The organism is Caballeronia sp. PC1 (assembly GCF_021353155.1).
Classification (GTDB): Bacteria; Pseudomonadota; Gammaproteobacteria; order Burkholderiales; family Burkholderiaceae; genus Caballeronia; species Caballeronia cordobensis.
Genome location: NZ_JAJUBH010000001.1, coordinates 3,267,999 through 3,286,743 on the forward strand (window position 1 = coordinate 3,267,999; position 18,745 = coordinate 3,286,743).

The 18,745-nt window shown below is 64.2% G+C and carries 17 protein-coding genes; 11 read left to right on the top strand and 6 right to left on the bottom strand.

Annotated elements, in window-relative coordinates; translation table 11 throughout:
* The first annotated feature begins 88 nt into the window (after positions 1-88).
* Positions 89-1,360 carry a glutamate-5-semialdehyde dehydrogenase gene (locus LY284_RS15685; protein ID WP_233387075.1) on the top strand — a complete coding sequence of 424 codons (1,272 nt, stop codon included), beginning with the start codon at positions 89-91 and terminating at the stop codon, positions 1,358-1,360.
* A gap of 34 nt (positions 1,361-1,394) precedes the next feature.
* Positions 1,395-1,811 carry a CopD family protein gene (locus LY284_RS15690; RefSeq protein WP_053568759.1) on the top strand — a complete coding sequence of 139 codons (417 nt, stop codon included), beginning with the start codon at positions 1,395-1,397 and terminating at the stop codon, positions 1,809-1,811.
* Between the two features lies 1 nt (position 1,812).
* On the opposite strand, the gene LY284_RS15695 is transcribed toward LY284_RS15690, so the two are convergent.
* A complete protein-coding gene (locus LY284_RS15695; RefSeq protein WP_045451036.1) occupies positions 1,813-2,652 on the bottom strand; it encodes a MurR/RpiR family transcriptional regulator in 840 nt (279 codons plus the stop codon).
* A gap of 294 nt (positions 2,653-2,946) precedes the next feature.
* Between LY284_RS15695 and edd the strand changes: the two genes are divergently transcribed.
* A complete protein-coding gene (gene edd / locus LY284_RS15700; RefSeq protein WP_045451035.1) occupies positions 2,947-4,899 on the top strand; it encodes a phosphogluconate dehydratase in 1,953 nt (650 codons plus the stop codon).
* A 33-nt stretch (positions 4,900-4,932) separates the two neighbouring features.
* Entirely contained in the window at positions 4,933-5,565 is a 633-nt protein-coding gene (gene eda, locus LY284_RS15705; RefSeq protein ID WP_233387077.1) for a bifunctional 4-hydroxy-2-oxoglutarate aldolase/2-dehydro-3-deoxy-phosphogluconate aldolase, read from the top strand.
* Between the two features lie 249 nt (positions 5,566-5,814).
* On the opposite strand, the gene LY284_RS15710 is transcribed toward eda, so the two are convergent.
* Positions 5,815-6,036, bottom strand: a complete 222-nt coding sequence (locus LY284_RS15710) for a hypothetical protein (RefSeq protein WP_148276058.1) — start codon at positions 6,034-6,036, stop codon at positions 5,815-5,817.
* Between LY284_RS15710 and LY284_RS15715 the strand changes: the two genes are divergently transcribed.
* Together LY284_RS15715 and LY284_RS15720 are read left to right on the top strand one after the other, a co-directional pair.
* Positions 6,022-7,386 carry a GntP family permease gene (locus LY284_RS15715; protein WP_045451034.1) on the top strand — a complete coding sequence of 455 codons (1,365 nt, stop codon included), beginning with the start codon at positions 6,022-6,024 and terminating at the stop codon, positions 7,384-7,386. The genes LY284_RS15710 and LY284_RS15715 overlap by 15 nt on opposite strands.
* A 10-nt stretch (positions 7,387-7,396) precedes the next feature.
* Positions 7,397-7,894, top strand: a complete 498-nt coding sequence (locus LY284_RS15720) for a gluconokinase (protein WP_233387079.1) — start codon at positions 7,397-7,399, stop codon at positions 7,892-7,894.
* A 60-nt stretch (positions 7,895-7,954) separates the two neighbouring features.
* Here LY284_RS15720 and purB read toward each other — a convergent pair whose 3' ends face one another.
* The 3 genes from purB to LY284_RS15735 all read right to left on the bottom strand — a co-directional run bounded on the left by purB (position 7,955) and on the right by LY284_RS15735 (position 11,155).
* A complete protein-coding gene (gene purB / locus LY284_RS15725) occupies positions 7,955-9,343 on the bottom strand; it encodes an adenylosuccinate lyase (protein ID WP_233387082.1) in 1,389 nt (462 codons plus the stop codon).
* A 75-nt stretch (positions 9,344-9,418) separates the two neighbouring features.
* The gene (murU, locus tag LY284_RS15730) at positions 9,419-10,123 is read right to left on the bottom strand and encodes an N-acetylmuramate alpha-1-phosphate uridylyltransferase MurU (RefSeq protein WP_233387084.1); all 705 of its coding nucleotides are present in this window, start codon (positions 10,121-10,123) and stop codon (positions 9,419-9,421) included.
* Between the two features lie 6 nt (positions 10,124-10,129).
* Positions 10,130-11,155 (bottom strand): aminoglycoside phosphotransferase family protein, encoded by a 1,026-nt coding sequence (locus tag LY284_RS15735; RefSeq protein WP_041730632.1) that lies wholly within the window; start codon positions 11,153-11,155, stop codon positions 10,130-10,132.
* Between the two features lie 205 nt (positions 11,156-11,360).
* Between LY284_RS15735 and LY284_RS15740 the strand changes: the two genes are divergently transcribed.
* The 4 genes from LY284_RS15740 (at position 11,361) to rsmA (ending at position 17,066) form a co-directional block, all read left to right on the top strand.
* A complete protein-coding gene (locus LY284_RS15740) occupies positions 11,361-13,751 on the top strand; it encodes an LPS-assembly protein LptD (RefSeq protein ID WP_014192237.1) in 2,391 nt (796 codons plus the stop codon).
* A 150-nt stretch (positions 13,752-13,901) separates the two neighbouring features.
* Positions 13,902-15,233, top strand: a complete 1,332-nt coding sequence (locus LY284_RS15745; RefSeq protein ID WP_233387086.1) for a peptidylprolyl isomerase — start codon at positions 13,902-13,904, stop codon at positions 15,231-15,233.
* 4 nt (positions 15,234-15,237) lie between these two features.
* Entirely contained in the window at positions 15,238-16,224 is a 987-nt protein-coding gene (pdxA, locus tag LY284_RS15750; RefSeq protein ID WP_233387088.1) for a 4-hydroxythreonine-4-phosphate dehydrogenase PdxA, read from the top strand.
* A gap of 26 nt (positions 16,225-16,250) precedes the next feature.
* A complete protein-coding gene (gene rsmA, locus LY284_RS15755) occupies positions 16,251-17,066 on the top strand; it encodes a 16S rRNA (adenine(1518)-N(6)/adenine(1519)-N(6))-dimethyltransferase RsmA (protein WP_233387090.1) in 816 nt (271 codons plus the stop codon).
* Here rsmA and LY284_RS15760 read toward each other — a convergent pair.
* Positions 17,048-17,314 carry a hypothetical protein gene (locus LY284_RS15760; RefSeq protein WP_014192233.1) on the bottom strand — a complete coding sequence of 89 codons (267 nt, stop codon included), beginning with the start codon at positions 17,312-17,314 and terminating at the stop codon, positions 17,048-17,050. The two genes, rsmA and LY284_RS15760, sit on opposite strands and share 19 nt — an antisense overlap.
* A gap of 173 nt (positions 17,315-17,487) precedes the next feature.
* On the opposite strand from LY284_RS15760, the gene LY284_RS15765 reads away from it, so the two are divergent.
* Positions 17,488-18,744, top strand: coding sequence for a DNA repair exonuclease (locus LY284_RS15765; RefSeq protein WP_233387091.1), 1,257 nt, complete (start codon positions 17,488-17,490; stop codon positions 18,742-18,744).
* Position 18,745 lies beyond the last annotated feature (1 nt).

Consider the following 18,745-nt stretch of genomic DNA (forward strand, 5'->3'; position numbering starts at 1 on the left):
AATTCGCGCAACGGCTTAGAATCATCTTCCTGGGTGTCGGTATTCGCATCGAAACGGATGCCGCCCGAAACGCGCTGAGAACCCCACGATGAACATCGATCAATACATGACCGACCTCGGCCGCCGCGCACGTGCGGCGTCGCGCGCGATGGCGCGTGCGTCGACGGCCGCGAAGAACGCCGCGCTGCTGGCGGTCGCCGAAGCGATCGAACGCGAGCGTGAGGCGCTCAAGCAGGCGAACGCGCGCGATCTCGCCCGCGCCCGCGAAAAGGGCCACGACGCAGCCTTCATCGACCGCCTGACGCTTTCCGACAAGGCGCTGAACACGATGATCGAAGGCTTGCGCCAGGTCGCCGCGCTCGCCGATCCGATCGGCGAGATCAGCGGGCTCAAGTTCCGTCCGAGCGGCATCCAGGTCGGGCAGATGCGCGTGCCGCTCGGGGTCATCGGCATCATTTACGAATCGCGTCCGAACGTGACGATCGATGCTGCCGCGCTGTGTCTCAAGTCCGGCAACGCCACCATTTTGCGCGGCGGCTCCGAGGCGCTCGAATGCAACACCGCGCTCGCGAAGCTGATCGGCGTCGGGCTGAGCGCGGCCGGGTTGCCGCAGGACGCGGTGCAGGTCGTGGAGACGGCGGATCGCGCGGCGGTCGGCAAACTCATCACCATGACCGAATTCGTCGACGTGATCGTGCCGCGCGGCGGCAAGAGCCTGATCGCGCGCCTGATGGAAGAATCGCGCGTGCCGATGATCAAGCACCTCGACGGCATCTGTCACGTCTACGTCGACGACCGCGCGGATCTCGCGAAGGCCGCGGCCATTTGCGACAACGCGAAGACGCATCGCTACGGCACCTGCAACACGATGGAAACGTTGCTGGTCGCGCGCGGGATCGCGCAGCAGGCCTTGCCGCAACTCGCGCAGGCATTTCAGGCGAAAGACGTCGAATTGCGCGTCGATGCTGAGGCGCGCGCGGTGCTGGAAGCGGCGAACGTCGGCTCGCTCGTCGACGCGACCGAGGAAGACTGGAGCACGGAATATCTTGCACCGGTGTTGTCGATCAAGATCGTCGGCGGCCTCGACGAGGCGATCGAGCACATCAGCACATACGGCTCGCATCACACGGACGCGATCGTCACCGAAGATCACGACCGCGCCATGCGTTTCCTGCGCGAAGTCGATTCGGCGAGCGTGATGGTCAACGCGTCGACGCGCTTCGCGGACGGGTTCGAATTCGGCCTGGGCGCGGAAATCGGCATTTCGAACGACAAGCTGCACGCACGCGGGCCGGTCGGGCTGGAAGGCCTGACATCGCTCAAATACGTGGTGCTGGGACGCGGCGAGATTCGCCAATAAGGCGTTAGTGAGCCGCCAATAACAATCGAGAACGATGCTCTGGATCAAATCGCTGCATATCGTGCTGATCGCCTCGTGGTTCGCGGGGCTCTTTTATCTGCCGCGAATCTTCGTGAATCTGGCGATGGAAACCGATCCGGCGGCCACCGCGCGTCTGCTGTTGATGGCGAAGAAACTCTTTCGCTTCATGACGTTCATCGCGGTGCCCGCGCTCGCGTGCGGACTGTGGCTGTGGCTCGTCGTCGGAATCGGCGCCGGGCAGGGGTGGCTGCATGCGAAGCTTGGCATCGTCGTGCTTTTGATCGCTTACCACGCGTACTGCGGCCGCTTATTGCGTACGTTCCAGCGCGGCGAGAACACGCGCTCGGATAAGTGGTACCGGATGTACAACGAGCTGCCCGTGCTCGGTTTGCTCGGCGCGACGCTGCTGGTGGTGATCAAGCCGTTTTGAGCTACGCCCCGACCCGCCGCTTCTCCAGCACGTCTTTCGCCTCGGCGAGCCTCTCCGCCAACGCCGGACCGCGCGCCAGCGCCAGCCCCACCGCCAGAATGTCGCCGATCGCAAGATGCGAAACGCGTGATGTCATCGGCGAAAAAATATCCGTGTCTTCATCGACATTTGCAAACAGGCCGACCGTCGCCAGTCGTGCGAGCGGCGAAGTGCCGTGCGTGATCGCGATAACCTTCGCGCCCCTGTCGAGCGCCGATTTGCACGCATCCAGAATGTCTTTCGTGCGTCCCGTATTGGAGATGGCGACGACCACGTCGCCCGTGCCGAGCAGCGCCGCGGAAGTCGTGTAGGTGTGCGGATCCGAGTAGGCGACGGACGGCACGCCCAGTTTGAAGAACTTGTGCTGCATGTCGAGTGCGGCAATGCCTGAGCCGCCTGCGCCATAGAACTCAATACGCCGCGCTTCGGCGAGGATCGCGATAGCCGCGGCGACGCTGTCCGACGACAGACTGTTGCGCACCGCGATCAGCGCACCTATGGTCCGGTCAAGCACCTTCGCCGTGACCCCCGCCGGCGGTTCGTCGCTTTTCACGTCTCGATAAACCGTGGGCACATCTCCTGCGACCCCTTGCGCCAGGCGAATCTTGAATTCGCGGAAGCCGGAAAAGCCAAGCGCCTGACAGAATCGCGCGATGGTGGGCTGGCTCACGCCGGCGCGCGCGGCGAAATCCGTCATGGAAAGGTCGAGCACTTCGCGCGGCGCCTCCAGCACGTAGTCTGCCAGCTTGCGCTCGGACGGCCGCAGTTGTTCGCGCATCGCTTCGACTTGGGACAGCAACATCGGAAATCTCGCCTATGCTGAAAATTGCTTGGGACTATAGCCGATGACCGAGCTTGTACAAATACTACATTTTCGAACGCGCCAAAGCCTCAGGGATTTCCCTGATTCGCGCGTACGTAAGGGTTTCAAGCTATGCGGTCGCTTAATGAGATAGCGTCGTTACGCCGTTGTCATCGTGTAGTTTTTCTACTAATATGCCCGTACACGGCCAAATAGAAGATCAAGCGCCGTCCCTCGCAGTGATCAACCCAACCTCGACGGCAGGCGCGCCGGGAGTGAGACGAAGGAGCTTCGATGGTTTCCCCGCATTCGCAACTCAAAAAAGTCACCGATCGCATCATCGAGCGCAGCAAGCCGACGCGCGCGGCCTATCTTGCGCGCATCGACGCGGCGCACGGCATGTTCCCCGCGCGCGGCGCACTGTCATGCGCGAATCTCGCGCACGGCTTTGCCGGACTCGAAGACAAGGAAAAGTTCGCGATCAAGGCGGTGCGCGAGCCGAACATCGGCATCGTTTCGTCTTATAACGAGATGCTTTCGGCCCACGCGCCCTACAAGAGTTTTCCGGACATCATCAAGCAGGCGGCGCGCGAGCACGGTGGCATCGCGCAGTTCGCGGGCGGCGTGCCCGCCATGTGCGACGGCATCACGCAGGGCAACGCGGGCATGGAGCTCTCGCTGTTCTCGCGTGAAGTCATCGCGATGAGCACGGCCGTCGCGCTCACGCACAATATGTTCGACGCGGCGCTATGCCTCGGCGTGTGCGACAAGATCGTGCCGGGCCTGGCGATCGGCGCACTGCAGTTCGGCCATCTGCCGACGATCTTCGTGCCCGCCGGCCCCATGACGAGCGGCCTCACGAACGACGAAAAAGCCAAGGTCCGCCAGGAATTCGCGACCGGCAAATGCGACCGCGGCGCGCTGCTCGAAGCGGAAGCGGCGGCTTATCACAGTCACGGCACCTGCACGTTCTACGGCACGGCCAACAGCAATCAGATGCTGATGGAAGTGATGGGCCTGCACCTGCCGAGCGCGGCGTTCGTGCATCCGCACACGCCGCTGCGCGATGCGCTCACCGCCGAGGCGGCGCGCCGTGTGCTCGATCTGACGATGGAGCGCGGCAACTACACGCCGATCGGCCATGTCGTCGATGAAAAAGCGATTGTGAACGGCATCGTTGCGCTGCTGGCAACGGGCGGCTCGACCAATCACACGCTGCATCTGGTCGCGATTGCGCGCGCGGCGGGCATCGTGATCGACTGGAACGATTTCGACGAACTCTCGCAAGTGGTGCCGCTGCTCGCGAAGATTTATCCGAACGGCAAGGCCGACGTGAATCACTTTCACGCAGCGGGCGGCGTCGCGTTTCTCGTGCGCAATCTGCTCGAAGGCGGGCTGCTGCACGAAGACGTGCAGACGGTCGCAGGCCGGGGACTTTCGCACTATACGAAGGAGCCGAAGCTCATCGACGGCAAGCTGCAATGGGTCGATGGCGCGCCGGAAAGTCACGACACGAAAGTGCTGCGCCACATCGGCGAGCCGTTCCAGCCGGACGGCGGCCTGCGCCTGATGCAGGGCAAGCTCGGCCGCGGTGTCATCAAGATTTCGGCGGTCGCGCCGGAGCATCGCGTGGTGAAGGCGCCGGCCATCGTGTTCGATTCGCAAGAGCAAGTGCAGGAGGCTTTCGACAAGGGCGAGCTGAAGCGGGATTTCGTCGCCGTCGTGCGCTTCCAGGGCGCGCGCGCGAACGGCATGCCGGAGCTGCATCGTTTGACGCCGCTGCTTGGCGTGTTGCAGGATCAGGGCTTCCACGTCGCGCTCGTTACCGATGGGCGCATGTCGGGCGCATCGGGCAAGGTGCCGGCGGTCATTCACGTATCGCCTGAGGCGTTGTTGCAAGGGCCGCTCGGCAAGGTGCGCACGGGCGACATGCTCGTGATCGACGCGCCCGCGGGCGTGCTCGACATCGAGATCGACGCGAAGGAATGGGACGCTCGCGACGTGCAGGCGCCGCTGCATCAGGCGGAGAACGAAGTGGGTTTCGGGCGCGAGCTGTTCGGCGTGTTCCGTAGCGCGGCGCTGCCGGCGGAAGAGGGCGCGTCGGTGTTCGGCGCGCTGATCGGCGCGATGTCGCCGCACGACGGCCACGCCCACGCCACGGCGCCCGGGCACGAACGCAATCCGCTGCGCGAAAACGCGCGCGCGGCGGCATCGGCGTTGAACAAGGCGCATGCCACGCGTCACTGAGCGGCATCCATCAGGCACAGACAAGGAGCATCAATGAAAACGGTAAGTGAAATCGTGCGTCTCGGGCCGGTCATTCCGGTTCTGGCTTTCGATTCGGTCGAGCAGGGCGAAAACGTGTCGCGCGCGTTGCATGCGGGCGGCGTGAAAGTGCTGGAGATTACGCTGCGCACCCCGGCGGGCATCGCCGCGATCGAGCGCGCGAATCAATTGGCGGACGATATCGTCGTTGGCGTGGGCACCATTACGAAGCCGGAGCACTGCGCGCAGGCGAAGAAAGCGGGCGCGCAATTCGGCGTGTCGCCCGGCCTGACGAAGGACATGCACAAGGCCGCGCAGGACGCCGGATTGCCGCTGTTGCCGGGCGTCATGACGCCGAGCGACATCATCACGGCGATGGAACTGGGCTACGAGATCGTCAAGTTCTTCCCGGCGCAGCAGGCGGGCGGCATTCCGATGCTGCAAGCCTTCTATGGTCCGTTTCCGAATCTGAAAATCTGTCCGACGGGCGGCATCACGGCCGAAACCGCGACGAGCTTTCTCGCGCAACCGAACGTGGTGTGCGTCGGCGGTTCGTGGCTGACGCCGAAAGCGGCGCTCGCCGCGCAGGACTGGGCGGAAGTCACGCGGCTCGCACGAGCTGCAAGTGAACTCGCGCCGCATCAGTGACCATCGGGCGGGGGGCGGTCAGGCGTATATCGGTGTAGCCGAAGCGCTGGCGTTCGAGGCGATGAAATGGCCCACGCCGAAGGGCACGCCCTCGGTTCCGGTCATGCGATTGCTTCAACGCTGCGCCGTCCACGTCATTCCGTTCGTCTGTCGTCCGTGATTTGCGCATTGCCGAAGTCGTGGGAAGCGCGGCCTGCCGCTATGTGACGCTGCTGGTGCGTTCACCGTAGCGGGCTGCGACGACGGCGGTCACGACGACGCGAAGTGCTTTCTCGCGGATGCGCCGATGCCGCTCACGCCCGAGCGCACCGTTTCGCGCCCGCTTTCCCAGCTTACAAGTAAAATTCCGTTGCCCAGCGCCGTGTTTGCGCTTGCCGGACATTGCCGCGGTGTGCAGTGCAGCGACGGCAAACGCATACATAGCGCAAAAACCTCAACAAAATCAAAGGAGGCGTTATGCCAGCCGTCCACGGGAGCATGCTCTTGCTCTACGCGGTGATCGCGATCGCAGTTCTGATCCTGATGATCGCGCGCTATAAGGTTTACCCGTTCCTCGTCCTCATGATTGTGTCCGTGCTGCTCGCGCTCGCGGTCGGCATGCCGATGGACAAAATCGTGAAGTCGTTCGAAACCGGCAACGGCAACACGCTCGGCCATATTGCCGTGGTCGTCGGCCTCGGCACGATGCTCGGCAAGATGATGGCGGAATCGGGCGGCGCAGAGCGCATCGCCAATACGCTGATCCATCTGTTCGGCGAGAAGAACATCCATTGGGCGATGATGGTCGTCGCGATCATCGTCGGCTTGCCGGTGTTCTTCGAGGTCGGCTTCGTGCTGCTGATTCCGATCGCGTTCAACGTCGCCAAGCGCACGGGCAAGTCTCTGCTGCTGATCGGTCTGCCGATGGTCGCCGGTCTCTCGGTCGTGCACGGTCTGATCCCGCCGCACCCGGCCGCGTTGCTTGCAGTGCAGCAATATCACGCGGATATCGGCAAGACGATTGCCTATGGTCTGATCGTCGGCGTGCCGACCGCGATCGTCGCGGGCCCGCTGTTCGCGCTCCTGATCCACAAGTACATCAAGCTGCCGGATGCCAACGCGCTCGCCGACCAGTTCACCGAAAAGCACGGCGATACCTCGGTCAAACGCGAATTGCCGAGCTTCGGCATCACGCTGTTCACGATTCTGCTGCCGGTTATTCTGATGCTCGTCGGAAGCTGGGCGGATCTGGTCTTCACGCCGAAAACCCTGCCGAACGACTTGCTGCGTTTCATCGGCCAATCGGACATGGCGCTGCTTATTGCCGTGCTTGTCAGCTTCTGGACCTTCGGCGCGGCGCGCGGCTTCAACCGCGATCAGATCCAGAAGTTCTGCGGCGAATGTCTCGCGCCGATCGCGGGCATTACGCTGATCGTCGGTGCGGGCGGTGGTTTCGGGCAGGTATTGCGCGACAGCGGCATTTCCCAGCAGATCGTCGCTACCGCTTCGCAGGCGCATCTGTCGCCGCTGTTGCTCGGCTGGTTCGTCGCCGCGCTGATTCGTCTGGCGACCGGTTCCGCGACCGTAGCGATGACGACCGCGTGCGGCATCGTCGCGCCGATCGCCGCGGCGGCGGGAGGCCACACGAGCCCCGAATTGCTGGTGCTCGCCACCGGCTCGGGCTCGCTCATTTTCTCGCACGTGAACGATGGCGGCTTCTGGCTGATCAAAGAGTATTTCGGGATGACGGTCGGCCAGACGTTCAAGACATGGTCGTTGCTCGAAACCATCATTTCCTTGATGGGCCTCGGTCTGACGTTCGTGCTTGCGGCGTTCGTGTAAGGAGAAATCGATGATTCTGATCGCAATGGGTGTGTCGGGCGCCGGCAAATCGCTCATCGGCGAGATGCTGGCGGAACGCCTGAACTGCGCGTTCACCGATGGCGACGCGTTTCACAGCGCCGCGAACAAGGAGAAGATGCACAAGGGCATTCCGCTGACCGACGAAGATCGCTGGCCGTGGCTGAAGACGATCCGCGCGGCGATCGAGGAGAAGCAGCGGGCGGGGGAGACGGCGGTGTTCACGTGTTCGTCGCTCAAGCGCTCGTATCGCGAAATCCTGCGCGACGGCGACCGGGACGTGTGCTTCGTCTATCTGCACGGCACGATGGAGATCCTGCGCGAACGGCTCGGCTCGCGCACGGGCCATTTCTTCGATCCGTCGCTGCTGCAGAGTCAGCTGGACACGCTCGAAGAGCCGGGCGAGGACGAAGCGATCACGGAGAGCATCGAGCTCACGCCGGAGCAGATTGTCGATAACGTGCTTGAAAAGCTGAAGACGCGTAAGTAACCGTCGTTAAGCGACAGTAAGCGCCAAGAAAAAAGCCCCGGTTTTCCGGGGCTTTTCAACTTAGGCGATGCGTTTCGCCAGCTCGACCGCCTTGCCGATATACGACGCCGGCGTCATCTCCAGCAGCAGCTTCTTCGCCTCGGCGGGAATCGCCAGTCCGCCGATGAACGTCTGCAGTGCCTCGCGCGTGATGCCCTTGCCGCGCGTCAGTTCCTTCAACTGCTCGTACGGATTCTCGATGCCGTAACGGCGCATCACCGTCTGCACCGGCTCGGCGAGCACTTCCCACGTATTGTCGAGGTCTTCGTTCAGACGCGCCGCGTTCACTTCGAGCTTGTCCAGACCGCGGATCAGCGCGTCGTACGCGAGCAGCGAATAGCCGAACGCCACGCCGATATTGCGCAGCACCGTCGAGTCCGTCAGGTCGCGCTGCCAGCGCGAGACCGGCAGCTTGTCGGCGAGATGGCGCAGCGTCGCGTTGGCGAGACCGAGATTGCCTTCCGAGTTTTCGAAGTCGATCGGGTTGACCTTGTGCGGCATCGTCGACGAGCCGATTTCGCCGGCCTTCGTCCTCTGCTTGAAGTAGCCGAGCGAGATGTAGCCCCAGACGTCGCGGTCGAGGTCGAGAAGAATGGTGTTCGCGCGCGCGACTGCATCGAACAGTTCGGCCATGTAGTCGTGCGGCTCGATCTGGATCGTGTACGGATTGAACGTCAGCTTCAGGCGATTTTCGACGACATCCTTCGAGAACGCTTCCCAGTCGAACTCCGGATACGCCGACAGATGTGCGTTGTAGTTGCCGACCGCGCCATTCATCTTGCCGAGCAGCGGCACACTGGCGACACGCTCGATCGCGCGCGACAGACGCGCCGCCACGTTCGCGATTTCCTTGCCGAGCGTCGTCGGGCTGGCGGGCTGGCCATGCGTGCGCGAGAGCATCGGCTGTTCCGCGTGCATGTGCGCGAGCTTCACGAGACGCTCATGCACCGAGCGCAGTGCGGGCAGGATCACGCGTTCGCGCGCGCCGGCGAGCATCAGCCCGTGCGACGTGTTGTTGATGTCTTCCGACGTGCACGCGAAGTGGATGAACTCGCTTGCGCGTTCCAGTTCCGGCTGACCCTTGACCGATTCCTTGAGCCAGTATTCGACGGCCTTGACGTCGTGATTCGTGACGCGCTCGATGTCTTTGATGCGCGCGGCGTCGCGCGCGGTGAAGCGCTCGGCCAGATCGAGCAGGAATTTTTCCGACGCATCGGAGAAGCGCGGCACTTCGTCGAAGCCCGCGCGCGACAACGCGATCAGCCAGTGGATCTCGACCGTCACGCGATGACGCATGAACGCTGCTTCGGAAAGCCAGTCGCGCAGCGCTTCGGTCTTGGCGGCGTAGCGGCCGTCGAGCGGCGAGAGCGCGGTGAGCGCAAAGAGGGTATCGGGACGGATATCGGACATGATTGAGGCGCAGCCGGAAGGAAAAGACGGGAGAACCGCGCATTTTACCATCGGATGCGTCCCAATCCCCGACGCTCAGCGGCTTCGCAGTTCGTTGTCCAGCGCCTGCAATTGCGCGGGCGTGCCGACGTTTTCCCAGCGGCCCGCGTAGAGTTCGCCGCTAGCACGCCCGGCCGCGATGGTTTCGCGATAGTAGGGCGTGAGCGCGCGGCGCGTGCCGGGGGCGAGATCGCGGAACATGCGCGTGTCGTAAAGACCGATGTTGCCGAAGGTGAAGCGCGGCTCGCCATCGAGCGCGAGCGAGCCGTCGTCGCGCAGGGCGAAGTCGCCTTTGGCGTGAAATGGCGGGTTCGGCACCATCACGAGATGCATGCCGGGTTCATCGAGCGCCGACAGGGCGGCCGCGCGGTCGCGAAGCGCGGCGTAATCGAAATCGCAGAACACGTCGCCGCTCACCGCGATGAACACGCCATCGCCGATCAGATGCAGCGCCTTCGCGATGCCGCCCGCCGTTTCCAGCGCCTCGGACTCCGGCGAATAGCGCAATGCGACGCCCCAGCGCGAACCATCGCCGAGCGTGGATTCGATCTGCGCCCCGAGCCACGCATGATTGATGACGATCGTCTCGACGCCCGCCGCCGCCAGCCGCTCGATCTGCCAGACGATGAGCGGCTTTTCGCCCGCTTCGAGCAGGGGCTTCGGACAGGTATCTGTGAGCGGGCGCATGCGTTCGCCGCGTCCGGCGGCGAAGATCATCGCCGTCTTGATCGAATGATTCATGCGCCGTCAGAACGTGTAGCCGACTTCGATCGCGCGGCCTTCGAGCGAATCGAGCAGGCGCGCGAACGGCCACAGCGGCGCGTAGCGCTCTGCGACCTTGCGCGCATAGCCGATGAAGCGCGGCAAGTCGGAGAGATAGCGCGGCTTGCCGTCTCGGTAGTGGATGCGCGCGAACAGTCCCAGCACTTTGATGTGCCGCTGCAGGCCCATCCATTCGAGCTGGCGGTAGAACTCGCCGAAATCCGCATCGACGGGCAGGCCGGCCTTTCGCGCGCGCTCCCAGTAATACGCGAAGCAGTCGAGCTGAAACTCCTCGTCCCAGCTGATGAACGCGTCGCGCAACAGCGAGGCCATGTCGTAGGTGATCGGGCCGTAGACGGCGTCCTGAAAGTCCAGCACGCCCGGATTGGGCTCGCAGACCATCAGATTGCGGGGCATGAAGTCGCGCAGCATGAACGTCTGCGGCTGATTCAGCGCGCTGCCGACGAGCAGCGTGAACGTGTCGTCGAGCGTCTTGCGCTCTTCGGCGGTGACGTCGCGGCCGAGATGCCGGCCGATGAACCACTCGGGCATCAGCTCCATCTCGCGGCGCAGGAACGCCTCGTCGAACGGCGGCAGCACGCCTTCGCGCGCGGTTTGCTGGAAGCGGATCAGCGTGTCGATCGCGGCGCGCATCAGCGGGCGCGCGTTCTTCTCGTCGAGCACGGAAATGTAGGTCGTCGTGCCGAGATCGGTCACGAGCATGAAGCCGGATTCGAAATCGGCTTCGAGGATTGTCGGCACATGAACGCCCGCCGCGTCCAGCAAGCCTGCGACCTGCACGAACTCGCGGCATTTTTCCGGCGGCGGCGCATCGACGGCGATGAGCGTCTTGCCGTGCGCCGAGTCGCTTTCGAGCCGGAAATAGCGGCGAAAGCTGGCATCCGCCGAGGCGGGCGCGAGACTCGCGAGGTTCAGCCGGTACGGTCCGGCGATGTTTTCAAGCCACGAGCGGAGTTGATCGAAACGGGCGTCGGAAGGAATGTGCGTCATAAATTCGAGAGGCAAAACATCTTGCCATATAATACCCCACGACTTTTTTAAGCGATCCGTTTCACGCCTGGCGCCAGGCTCCCGACGACTGCGAGCGTCACCGCTTAAGCAACGGACCGTCAAGTTCGGCTGCGCAGGAGCGCGGCTGTCTGCTTCGCGACATCGAGCGCGTGGGACGCGAACGGGATCGAACCGCCACCCATACATGCCGCCACGACAGTTTCCCGTATCGAAAATCCAAGGCGACGACAAGCCACGCAGGCGGCGGCTCGTTGCCGCGCTTCTGTCCGTTCCGGGTCTGATGCCCGCTCTCGCGCATGCCCAGCTCGTGGGCGACGCCGCGTATCCCCAGCCGCTCGACGGCCCCGGCAGCCTGCGCCTCGCGCCGCAACTCGAAGAGCGCCCGCTGCAAGGCGGCCAGCAGCCTTCGACCTTCCTGCTGAGCGACAAGGCCACGGGCACGTCCGACGAAGACATGGCGGCGAAAGGCGCGGCGGAAATCCGGCGCACGGTGACGGTCATCAAGGGCGACGCGCTGCATTACGATCAGGATACGGACATGGCCGATGCTTTCGGCAATGTCAGGCTGATAAACAACGGCGTATCGTTCATCGGTCCGGAAGCGCATCTGAAGGTCGAGGCCAACGAAGGGTTCATGACGAACCCGAAGTACCACTTCAACCTGACGGGCGGCTCGGGCAGCGCCGAGCGCATCGACATGATCGACAACGAGCGCACGCGCGTCGATCACGGCACGTACACCGCGTGCCAGTGCGAATCCGATCCGGCGTGGTACATCAAGGGCACGTCGTTCGACTTCGATACCGGCGCCGATGACGGTATCGCGCACAACGGCGTGCTGTTCTTCCAGGGCGTGCCGGTGTTCGCGAGCCCGTGGCTGTCGTTTCCGCTCACGAGCGGCCGTCGCAGCGGCCTCTTGCCGCCGACCTTCTCGGTCAGTTCCACGACGGGCGTCGAACTGACGGTCCCGTACTATTTCAATATCGCGCCGAATCGCGATCTGACCATCACGCCGCGCATCATGACGCGCCGCGGCGTGCTCATGGAGGGCAATTACCGCTATCTGTCGCCGACGTATTCGGGCTCGCTCGACGTCAACTATCTGCCGAACGACCGTGAGACGCATACGAACCGCTATGCGATCTTCTGGCAGCACCGGCAGAATTTCGGCGGCGGCTTCGGCGGCTACGTCAATTACAACAAGGTCTCGGACGATCAATATCCGGAAGACCTGGGCAACGCGTCGAATCAGTTCCTGAACGGCACGCAGCTGCTGTATCAGCAGGAAGCGGGGCTCACGTACAACGACGGCCCGTGGTCCGTACTCGCGCGCGAGCAGCGCTGGCAGACGCTGCAGCCATCGACGCCGCCGTACGCGCGCGAGCCGCAGGTGAACGTTCAGTACAACAAGTACAACGTCGGCGGCTTCGATTACGGCTTCGAGGCGGACGCCACGCGCTTCACGATCACCACCGAAGGCGCGACCGACGGCAACCGGCTGTATTTCAACCCGTACCTGAGCTACGGAATCAATGCGCCGGGCTATTTCGTCACGCCGAAGGTGCAGTGGCACTTCGCGTCGTACGACCTGAGCCACATCGCGACGAGCCAGGTCGCGGGCTCGTCGCCGCCGGTGACGGGGCAGCCGAAGAATTTCACCGAGTCGATTCCGACCATCAGCTTCGATACGGGGCTCGTGTTCGACCGCTCGGTGCGCCTTTTCGGTCAGGATTACATCCAGACGCTGGAGCCGCGGCTCTACTACGTCTACACGCCGTATCACAATCAGGACTTCGCACCGATCTTCGATACGGCCGAAGCCGACTTCGGTCTGGCCGAGATCTACACGCCGAACACGTTCGTCGGCAACGACCGGATCGCCGACGCGAACCGCCTCACCGCCGGCCTGACGACGCGCTTCATCAACCCGGCGACGGGCGACGAGCGCGCGCGTTTCGTCATCGCGCAGCAGTATTATTTCCAGAGCCAGCGCGTCACGATCACGCCGGGCCAGGAGCCCGGCCAGGCGAAGCACTCGGACCTGATCGCGGGCGCGGCCATCAAGCTGGGCGCTGGTTTCGCTTCGGAAACTGCGTTCCAATATAATGTGGACAACAACCAGCTCGTGCGTTCGAGCATCGGTTTCGCGTTCAGCCCCGGCGAGCGCAGGGTCGTCAACGTCGGCTATCGCTACACGCGTTCGAACCAGACCACGCTCGCAAACGAGCCGATCAACCAGATTCTGTTGTCCGGCGAGTGGCCGCTCACGAATCGCCTCTACGCCGTTGGCCGCGTAAATTATGATCTCGCGAGCCATCGTCTCGTCGACGGGCTCGTGGGCTTCCAGTACGATGCCGACTGCTGGGCGTTCGGCTTCGGCATGCAGCGTTACGCGAACGGCGTGAATACCTCCGGCCAGCCTGCTTCGGGCACGCGCGTGCTCGCGCAGTTGACGTTCAAGGGCCTGTCGAACGTCGATAACGGCCTCGTCAGCGCTTTCCGCGCGAGCGTGCAGGGTTATCAGCCGCCACCGCCGGCGGCGCCGCCGCTCTCCCGGTACAGCGATTACGAGTAAGGCCGGGCCGGGCGTTCGCGCACGGCAGGCGGCGCGGGGCGGCAGAGCGCCGCGCCGGTGGCCGCGCGGCGGCATACACAAGCAGGACACGAACGGGTGCAGCCCGTATTTGATGGAGTATCTGTGGCAAACGTGAATAAGTTTCGATCGATGGCAATTGCAGCGGGCGCACTCGCTGCCGCGCTGATTCTGAATTCGCCGGCCGGTGCGCAGGCGTTGTCGAACCGCAATGCGCAGCTCGCTGATTCCGTCGTCGCGGTCGTGAACGACGGCGTCATCACGCAGCGCGAACTGCAAGAGCGCACGGCGCTCATCGCCAAGCGTCTGCAGCAGCAGAACGCGCCGGTGCCGCCCGCGGACCAGTTGCAGCGTCAGGTGCTCGATCAGATGGTGCTCGAACGCATCCAGTTGCAGCGCGCGAAGGAAGACGGCATCGTCATCGACGACGCCACCGTCAACCGTACGCTCTCGCGTCTCGCGCAGCAAAACCAGATGACGCTCGACGTCTACCGCTCGCGCATCGAGGCACAGGGCGTGCCCTGGTCGACCTTCGTGCGCGACGCGCGCACGGAGCTCACGCTCTCCAAGCTGCGCGAGAAGGAAGTGGACAGCAAGGTCACCGTGTCCGACGGCGAAGTGGCGAACTACATTGCGAGCCAGCGCGGTCCGGGCGCGCGCAATGCGAGCGATCTGCGTTTGCAGCACATCATGTTCAAGCTCCCGTCCGACGCCCCCGAGGCCCAGGTTCAGGCCGTCCAGGCGAAGGCCGACGCGGTGCTGAAGCAGGCGCAAGGCGGCGCCGATTTCGCGAAGCTCGCGAAGGACAATTCGCAGGACACCGACGCCAGCAAGGGCGGCGATCTCGGCTTCCGCGCGCCGGGCACGCTGCCGGCGGGCATCGTGACGGCCGTCACGCCGCTGCGTCCGGGCCAGGTCGTGCCCACGCTTTTGCGCACCGACGGCGGCTTCGAGATCATCAAACTGGTGGATCGCCGCGCGAGCCAGGGCACGCCGGGCGATGCGCCGAAGCTCGTGCAGACGCACGTGCGTCACATTCTTCTGCGCGTGTCGGACGGCATGTCGGAACAGTCGGCGCGCCAGAAACTGCTCGACATCAAGCAGCAAGTCGCGAACGGCGGCGACTTCGCCAACTTCGCGCGCACGTATTCGCAGGACGGCTCGGCCTCGCAGGGCGGCGATCTCGGCTGGATCAGCCCGGGCGAAACCGTGCCCGAATTCGAGCGCGCGATGAACAATCTCCAGGACGGCGCCGTCAGCGATCCCGTGCGCAGCGAGTACGGCTATCACCTGATTCAGGTGCTCGGCCGCCGCGATGCCGAAGGCTCCGCGTCGCAGCAACTGGATATCGCGCGTCAGGCGATCGGCCAGCGCAAGGCTGAGCAGGCGTATTCGGACTGGCTGCGCGAACTGCGCGACACCGCCTACGTGCAGTACAAGGGCATCGCTGCCCAACAGCAGTAACGCCATGAGCGCCGCCGCCGGTTCCGCTTCCGACCGACCGCTCGCCATTGCCATCACGACTGGCGAGCCGGGCGGCGTCGGTCCGGAACTCACGGCGGCCGCGCTCGCAGCGGCGCGCGAGCGCTGGCCGTCGGCGCACTTCACGGTGCTCGGCGATCGCGACCTGCTGACCGCGCGCGCGGGCGGCGCATGGCCCGCGGCGATCGAGATCGAACATCACGGGCTCGCCGTGCCCGCGCAAGCCGGCAAGCTGAATGCGGCGAACGGGCGCTACGTGCTCGGCCTGCTCGATGCCGCCATCGACGGCGCGGTATCGGGCCGCTTCGACGCCATCGTCACGGCGCCCCTGCAAAAAAGCACGATCAACGATGCCGGCGTGCCTTTCACCGGCCACACCGAATATCTCGCCGAGCGCACGAACACCCCGCGCGTCGTCATGATGCTGGCGGGCTCGGGCGAGCGTCCGTTGCGCGTCGCGCTCGCGACCACGCATTTGCCGCTGAAGGACGTGCCGGCGGCGCTCAGCATCGACGGGCTCGTCGAAACGCTGACCATCGTCGATCACGATCTGCGCGCGCATTTCGGGCTCGCCGCGCCGCGCATCCTCGTGACCGGTCTCAATCCGCACGCGGGCGAAAACGGCTATCTGGGCCGCGAGGAAATCGACGTCATCACGCCCGCGCTCGAACGCGCCCGCGCGCGCGGCATCGACGCACCCGGTCCGTATCCGGCCGATACGCTGTTCCAGCCGCGCTATCTCAAAGACGCCGACTGCGTGCTCGCGATGTTCCACGATCAGGGCTTGCCCGTGCTGAAGTACGCGACATTCGGCGAAGGCATCAACGTGACGCTCGGCTTGCCGATCATCCGCACGTCGGTGGATCACGGCACTGCGCTCGATCTCGCGGGCACGGGCCGCGCCGATCCGGGCAGCATGATCGCCGCGATCGACGCCGCCGTCACGATGGCGCGCCACAAGCGCAGCGCCTGAACGCGCGCGCATTCATCCGAACCAGTATGTCGACCAAACACCAAGGCCATTTCGCGCGCAAGCGCTTCGGGCAGAACTTTCTCGTCGATCAGGGCGTGATCGAATCCATCGTCGATGCCATCGCGCCCCGGCGCGGCGAGCGCATGGTGGAAATCGGGCCGGGGCTCGCGGCGCTCACCGAGCCGCTGATCGAGCGGCTCGCGACGCCCGCATCGCCGCTGCATGCGGTGGAGCTGGACCGCGACCTGATTGGCCGGCTGCAGAAGCGTTTCGGCGACAGGCTCGTCGTGCATTCGGCGGACGCGCTCGATTTCGACTTCGCCACGCTCGCGCTCGACGGCGACAAGCCGACGCTGCGTATCGTCGGCAATCTGCCGTACAACATTTCGAGCCCGCTGCTTTTCCATCTGACGACGTTCGCGCACAAGGTCGTCGATCAGCATTTCATGCTGCAGGACGAAGTGGTCGAGCGCATGATCGCGGAGCCCGCGAGCAATGACTACGGGCGTCTTTCGGTGATGCTGCAATACCGCTACGTGATGGACAAGCTGATCGACGTGCCGCCCGAGTCGTTCAATCCGCCGCCGAAGGTGAATTCCGCGATCGTGCGCATGATTCCGTTTACGCCGCACGAGTTGCCGGAAGTCGACGAAGCCGTGCTGAGCGACGTGGTGAAGGCCGCGTTCGCGCAACGTCGCAAGGTATTGCGCAACAACCTGAGCGCGTATCGCGACACGATCGATTTCGACGCCCTCGGCTTCGATCTCGCGCGCCGCGCCGAGGAAGTGCCGGTTGCGGAATTCGTCGCGCTCGCGCAGGCCATTCAGCGCTCGAAGGCCTGAACGCAGCCGGCATCCGAGAGCAGCTTCATCAGCCGTTCCAGTCGCGCGCGCTGCTCGCGCTGCAAACCGCGCGTTGCGCTCACCTGCCGCACGCGCGTGCGCCAGTAAGTCTGGCCGAACAGCGAGTTGGCGCCTTCCGCCGAGAGCACGCGCTCCAGATGCCCGATCGCGGCATCGACATTCCGCGGCGTGTACGGGCTCGTGATCGTGGCCGCTGGTTCCCGTGGTCGTTCGAGTGTTGCATTCATCGTAATGGCCTCGTGTCGCGTTGATTCCGAGCGATGAATTCTGCGTGCAAGGCGGGACATAACACGTCTCGAAGCGTCGTCCGAAACCGGGACGCGATGTGTCCGAATCGGCTGATATGATCGTCGTCCCCATCGATGCGGGGCGCGAAGACATCTACAAAGGGAGGCAGTGCATGCGCTTCATACACGCGGCGGACATTCATCTCGACAGCCCGTTGCACGGCCTTTCCGCCTACGCCGACGCACCCGCCGACATGCTGCGTCAGGCCACGCGCGAGGCGTTCTCGAAGCTCGTGTCGGTGGCGGTGGACGAACGCGTCGATTTCATGGTGATCGCCGGCGATCTCTACGACGGCACCTGGCGCGATCACAACACGGGCATCTTCTTCTGCCGTGAGATGGGACGCCTGCGCCGCGCGGGCATTCCGGTCTACGTGCTGTTCGGCAATCACGACGCCGAAAGCGAAATGACGAGCCAGCTTCAGTTGCCCGACAACGTCCACACGTTTTCGACGAGAAAGCCGCAGACGTTTCGCATCGACGCGCTGAAGGTCGCGCTGCACGGCCACAGCTTCAAGGAGAAAGCGGTCACCACGAATCTCGTGACCGCGTATCCGCCGCCCGTGGCGGGCTATTTCAATATCGGCGTGCTGCATACCGCGCTGGAAGGCGGCTCGATGCACGCGAGTTACGCGCCGTGCTCCGTCGCTGAACTCCACGCGAAGGAATATCACTACTGGGCGCTCGGCCACGTGCACGATTACGCGATCTGGCAGGACGCATCGACGATAGTGTTTCCTGGCAATCTGCAGGGCCGCAACATCCGCGAGACGGGCCGGCGCGGCGCGGTGATCGTCACCGTGTCGGAGGCGGAAACGGTCAGTGTCGAGCGGCTTTTTATCGACGTGCTGCGCTGGGAGTCCGTCACCGTCGATGCGTCGCAGGCGAACACGCTCGACGAAGTCGCGCGCGCGGTCGGGCGTGCGCTCGAAGCGCTGGTCGAATCGTCGGCGTCGCTTGTGCCGCATGCGGTGCGCGTGACGATCATCGGCGCGACCGGCGCGCATGGCGAGCTTTTCGGTCTGGAAGCGCAACTGCGCGCGGAAGTGCTCGCGCAGATCGCGGCGATCAGCCACGACCGGCTGTGGCTGGAAAGAGTGAAGATCGCGACCGTGCCGCTCGTTCACGGCGAACCGGCAAGCGGCCGCGCCGATGCGCTCGCCGATCTGCACGGCCTGTTGATGGAAGCCGAGTCGGACCCGGAATTCCTGAGCATGCTGAAGGACAAACTCATCGCGCTGGCGTCGCAGGCGCCGAGTGAATTGCAGAAGTTCGTGCCCGAACTGGAGCACGTGCGCAACGGCGAACTCGCGAAGCTCGTGGGCGACGTGCGCTCCGGTCTGATCGCGCAGCTTGCGGACGCGGAGTAAG